The sequence below is a fragment of the Chryseobacterium sp. OSA05B genome, from assembly GCF_019970065.1.
GTDB lineage: Bacteria > Bacteroidota > Bacteroidia > Flavobacteriales > Weeksellaceae > Chryseobacterium.
On record NZ_JAHXYH010000016.1, the window covers coordinates 1 to 4,729 of the forward strand.

At 32.1% G+C, this 4,729-nt stretch carries 3 protein-coding genes and 1 pseudogene; 2 read left to right on the forward strand and 2 right to left on the reverse strand.

The features are described from left to right. Nucleotides 1-184 (reverse strand): hypothetical protein (locus LC419_RS23285; RefSeq protein WP_223607582.1); only part of this gene is annotated, 184 nt, incomplete at its 3' end. 893 nt (nt 185-1,077) lie between these two features. Here LC419_RS23285 and LC419_RS23290 point away from each other — a divergent pair. Then, nucleotides 1,078-2,601, forward strand: a complete 1,524-nt coding sequence (locus LC419_RS23290; protein ID WP_223609600.1) for a catalase — start codon at nt 1,078-1,080, stop codon at nt 2,599-2,601. Nucleotides 2,602-2,606: 5 nt separating this feature from the next. Next, entirely contained in the window at nt 2,607-3,110 is a 504-nt protein-coding gene (locus tag LC419_RS23295) for an ankyrin repeat domain-containing protein (protein ID WP_223609601.1), read from the forward strand. A gap of 203 nt (nt 3,111-3,313) precedes the next feature. On the opposite strand, the pseudogene LC419_RS23300 reads toward LC419_RS23295, so the two are convergent. After that, nucleotides 3,314-4,449 (reverse strand): annotated as a pseudogene (locus tag LC419_RS23300) (IS256 family transposase). Between the last annotated feature and the right edge of the window lie 280 nt (nt 4,450-4,729).

The following is a 4,729-nucleotide window of genomic DNA, read 5'->3' on the forward strand; positions in this document are numbered from 1 at the left end:
GTTTGCAGTGTTTATGAAAAGGCAGCGATTTTCCAGGATGTAAATGTATCGTCCATATTTTTATTTTTTCGTTTTCAAAAACAAGGTATTCACCTACACTTTGATTGTCTAAATTTTCTTCCAGAGATAATTTCAGCTGTTCTGTCCACAATGAATTCCAGTTTCCATCTTTATTTATTTCCATGGCTCTTAAAATTTTATAATAGTTTCACCGATTTTATGACACTTTTCATCATGATCTGTTTTTTTATTTTCTATATTAAATATCTCACCTGCTATATTAAGGATTGCAAAGACTTGTGAACAGACTCTCCAAAATTGCTAAATAGCCATCAATATGGCAATTTCTTTGCAAATTTACAACAACCATTTATTATCATTTATCATGTTATTACAATTTCAAGTGCGCAATATTGAAGGCTGTTATACATAGTATTATCATCTATAACATTACATATTGATATTTCTAGTTTAATAAACATCAAACATTGAAATTTGAGAGATTGCTTTTAAATTCAGTATAATAAAAAATATAAATATGCGCCTTTTCATCTATAGGTTTGATTTTTTTTAACATTATAGAAGTTAATTACAGAAATTTTCATATAAATGTATTTCTATAATTTGCTTTCCCTTTTCCAATATTCTCCGTTAATATGTCTTTATTACATAAGATATTTTGGAAACCATATATCATATATATTGTATGACGCCAATTTAATTATAGTATATAGATTCTACAATAACGGTCAAAATGGATAGTGAAAATTTGCTATTGAAATAACAAATTTTCACTATCCATTTTGTAGCATTAGCACAATGATATTTTAAAGCTGACTTTCGAAAACACTGAATGTAGCTTAGTTCATCAAATAAGAGTTGTAAAGCTTGATAAAACAAGTTCTCTATCTCACTGATTTAATATGGAAAACAAATTTTCCAGGTAATTAATGAATACAATCATAAACAAAAACTATCGAAATTAAAATTATAATAGTTTGTATAAATAACTGGGATAGAATAAATTTAGAAGATTCATAAAAGAATATCTATAAATTTGCTCTAAAATTATTTAAAATGAACAAAACTATTATTTTAATTGGACTATTTACGATGTCTCAATTTTATTCCCAGCAACTAACTAATAACGCTGGAGCACCCGTAGGAGATAATCAAAATTCTAAAACAGTAGGAAATAATGGTCCCGTGCTATTAGAAGATATCCATTTAATAGAAAAATTAGCAGCATTTGATAGGGAAAGAATACCTGAAAGAGTTGTACATGCGCGAGGAGCGGGTGCAATAGGAGAATTTGTTGCTGATGCCGATTTTTCAGATGTTACAATGGCTGATTTTTTATCAATAGCTGGAAAAAAAACTCCTGTATTAGTAAGGTTTTCAACAGTGATGCATCAGCAAGGATCACCCGAAACATTTAGAGACCCTCGTGGATTTGCTGTTAAATTTTATACAAATCAAGGGAACTACGATATTGTGGGTAACAATTTACCCGTATTCTTTATAAGAGATGCCATGAAATTTCCAGATATGGTACACGCTTTTAAGCCATCCCCTGTGACCAACAACTCATCGGATCCCAACAGGGTTTTTGATTTTTTTTCTAATATTCCCGAATCTACACACATGCTTACTTGGTTATTTTCTGATTATGGAATCCCGGCTAATTATAGAGAGATGCAGGGAAATGGAGTTCATGCTTTCAAATGGATTAACATTAAAGGAGAAGTAACTTATGTGAAATATAAATGGATTCCAAAACAAGGGCAAAGAAATCTAAAACAAGAAGAAGCTGATAAAATACAATCAACTCAAATAGAACATGCTACTCGCGATTTATACAATTCTATTCAGAATAAGAAATTTCCAAAATGGGATTTATACGTTCAAATGCTAAAAAAAAGTGATTTTGAAAAACTTGACTTTAATCCTGTGGACGTTACAAAAGTATGGCCGGAATCTATTGCTAAATATATTAAGGTAGGAACAATGACGCTTAATCAAAATCCAACTAATTACTTCCAACAAGTGGAGCAGGCAGCATTTTCTCCCGGCACGTTAGTGCCAGGAATCGAACCTTCAGAAGATAAATTATTGCAGGGAAGGTTATTCTCTTATTTTGACACTCAACGACATAGAATTGGAGGGAATTTCCAACAACTCCCGGTCAATGCAGCAAAAAATAATGTGTTTAATTATAATCAAAATGGATATATGTCAATAAAAGAACAAAAAGGAGATGTAAATTATCAGCCTGCAACCAGCCAACCCGCAGTAAGTGATAATAAGAAATTCAAATATTCCACAACCGTTCTTCCTACAGCAGTAACAACTACACAAGCTAAAATAGATAAAGAAAATAACTTTCAACAGGCAGGCGATACTTATAGGTCGTTCTCTAAAAAAGAGCAAACTAATTTGATTAAAAATCTTGGCGATGCTCTGAATAGCGTAATAGATAAAAAGGTTGTAGCTAAAATGATTTCATATTTCTATCAATCTGATAAAGAATACGGAACACGTCTAGCAGAGTATGTCAAAATGGATCGCAATCAGATTGAATATTTATCATCTTTAAATTAATACGCATGAAATATTATGTACTATTACTAATAGCATTTATGGTTTTTAATACGTCAAAAGCACAGGATATTTTTTCATATGCAAAGACTAATAATTTGAAAGAAGTTTCTAAGCATAAAGCAGAAATTAATACTAAAAATCCCCAAGGTTATACTCCACTGATCCTAGCAGTTTATAGTAATAATTACAAAACATCCAAATTTCTATTGGATAATGGTGCTCAGCCCGACGCTCAAGATAATAGTGGTAATACAGCATTAATGGGAGCAGTATTTAAGGGCTATTATGAAATGGTTGAACTACTACTTTTGTATAAAGCTTCCATAAATATGAAAAATTACAATGGTGCAACAGCACTTATTTATGCTGCAGTTTTTGGAAAGAATGAAATCCTAAGACTGCTCTTGGAAAATGGTGCAAATAAAAACATTCAGGATAATAGAGGAAAAACTGCTTATCAGCACGCTTTAATTCAAAATAATGTAGCTGGTGTAAAACTATTGGAATAGGTAAAAAAATTAGATAAATATAATGCATAACATCTTACATAAATAGTACACTATCTAATAGCAAAGATGAAAACAACTTAATCACTTCATATAAATGAGGTGAGACACTATCACAATAAGTGTGTAAGTTAAAAAGTTATGGCTTAGATTTTATAATCTAAGCCTTTTTCAAAAATAAGGATAAATTGGTTTAGAACAATACCTTAATTTTGAATAGACATCGTTCATTTTTTAGTAGACTCTATCAGAGCAAGATACACCGACTTTAACACAGAATCATCCGTAGGAAAAGACATTTTGTTTTTTGTGTATTTACGAATTTTTTCGTTGAGATTTTCCATTAAATTAGTGGTATAAATGATTTTTCGGATTTCGATAGGAAATTCAAAGAATACAGTCAGCTCATCCCAATTGTTTCGCCAGAATTGGATAGCATAATAATATTTACTTTACCATTTGTCTGCAAAATCATTGAGTGACTGTTCAGCTGCTTATTTTGTTGGAGCTGTATAAATATATTTCATATCGGCTGAGAATTCTTTTCTGTCCTTCCATACCAAATATTTGTAGGCATTTCTGATCTTATGGACAACACAAATGTGGGTCTGAGATTAGGAAAAGACTGAACGGATCGTCTGGGTAAATCCATTTAAATTATTGGTGACAGTGATGAGAATATCCTCCACACTACGCGCTTTTAAATCTATGAGAACACCCATCCAGAAGGCTGAGCTTTCATTTTTTCCAAGCCACATTCCCAATACTTCCTCCCGTCACGGTTTAATCCAACAGCCACATAAACGGTTTTATTAATGACTTTGGAGTTTTCCCTTACTGTGAAAACAACCCCATCCATCCAGACAATGAGATACAAATCTTCAAGCGAGCGGTTCTGCCAACTTACCACTTCACTTGCAAAGGCATTGGTTATTCGTGATATGGTGGTGGAAGTAAAAACCTCAAAATCATACATTTAACGGATTTGTTCCTCAATGTCTGATACGCTCATTCCTTTGGCATAGAATGAGATGATAATGTTTTCCAAACCATCGATAATGTAGTGTTTTTTAGGAACTACTACAGGTTAAAAATTTCCTTCACGACCCGAAGGAACTTTGATTTCAGATTCCCCAAAAGAAGATTTTATCTTTTGGATTTCATGACCGTTTCGGTAATTTCCACTAGTTGTTTTACCGTGCTTTTGGTTGTCCAGCTCTGCATCCAGCATGTACTCCACAGCTTTTTTGTGCAGTTCTTTGAAGAAAAATGTCAGATCTTCTCCATTCTCAAAGGATTTGTAGAAATCCTTGTTGTTTAATAAATCTTCTTTGTCGATCATAACTATGCAATGTTAAAGATAATAAAAAGTTATTTCCGTAAAATTTTATGGAAACCAATTCTCTTCCAAAGTATTATTGTAATGTGGTCAAAAATAGTTGGTGTTTTTGACAAAGATAATTCGTAATATTTGGCGGTTGATTAGAAGAGGAAGTGAGCAATGCTGAGGAGCAACTTACCAGCAATACAATGAGGCTGTAAACAATAGTTTATAGGATGGTTTTGCCATCCTTTTTTTGTAAATTATTGGAACAGCTCTATGGCTAAAAAAACTTCTACGC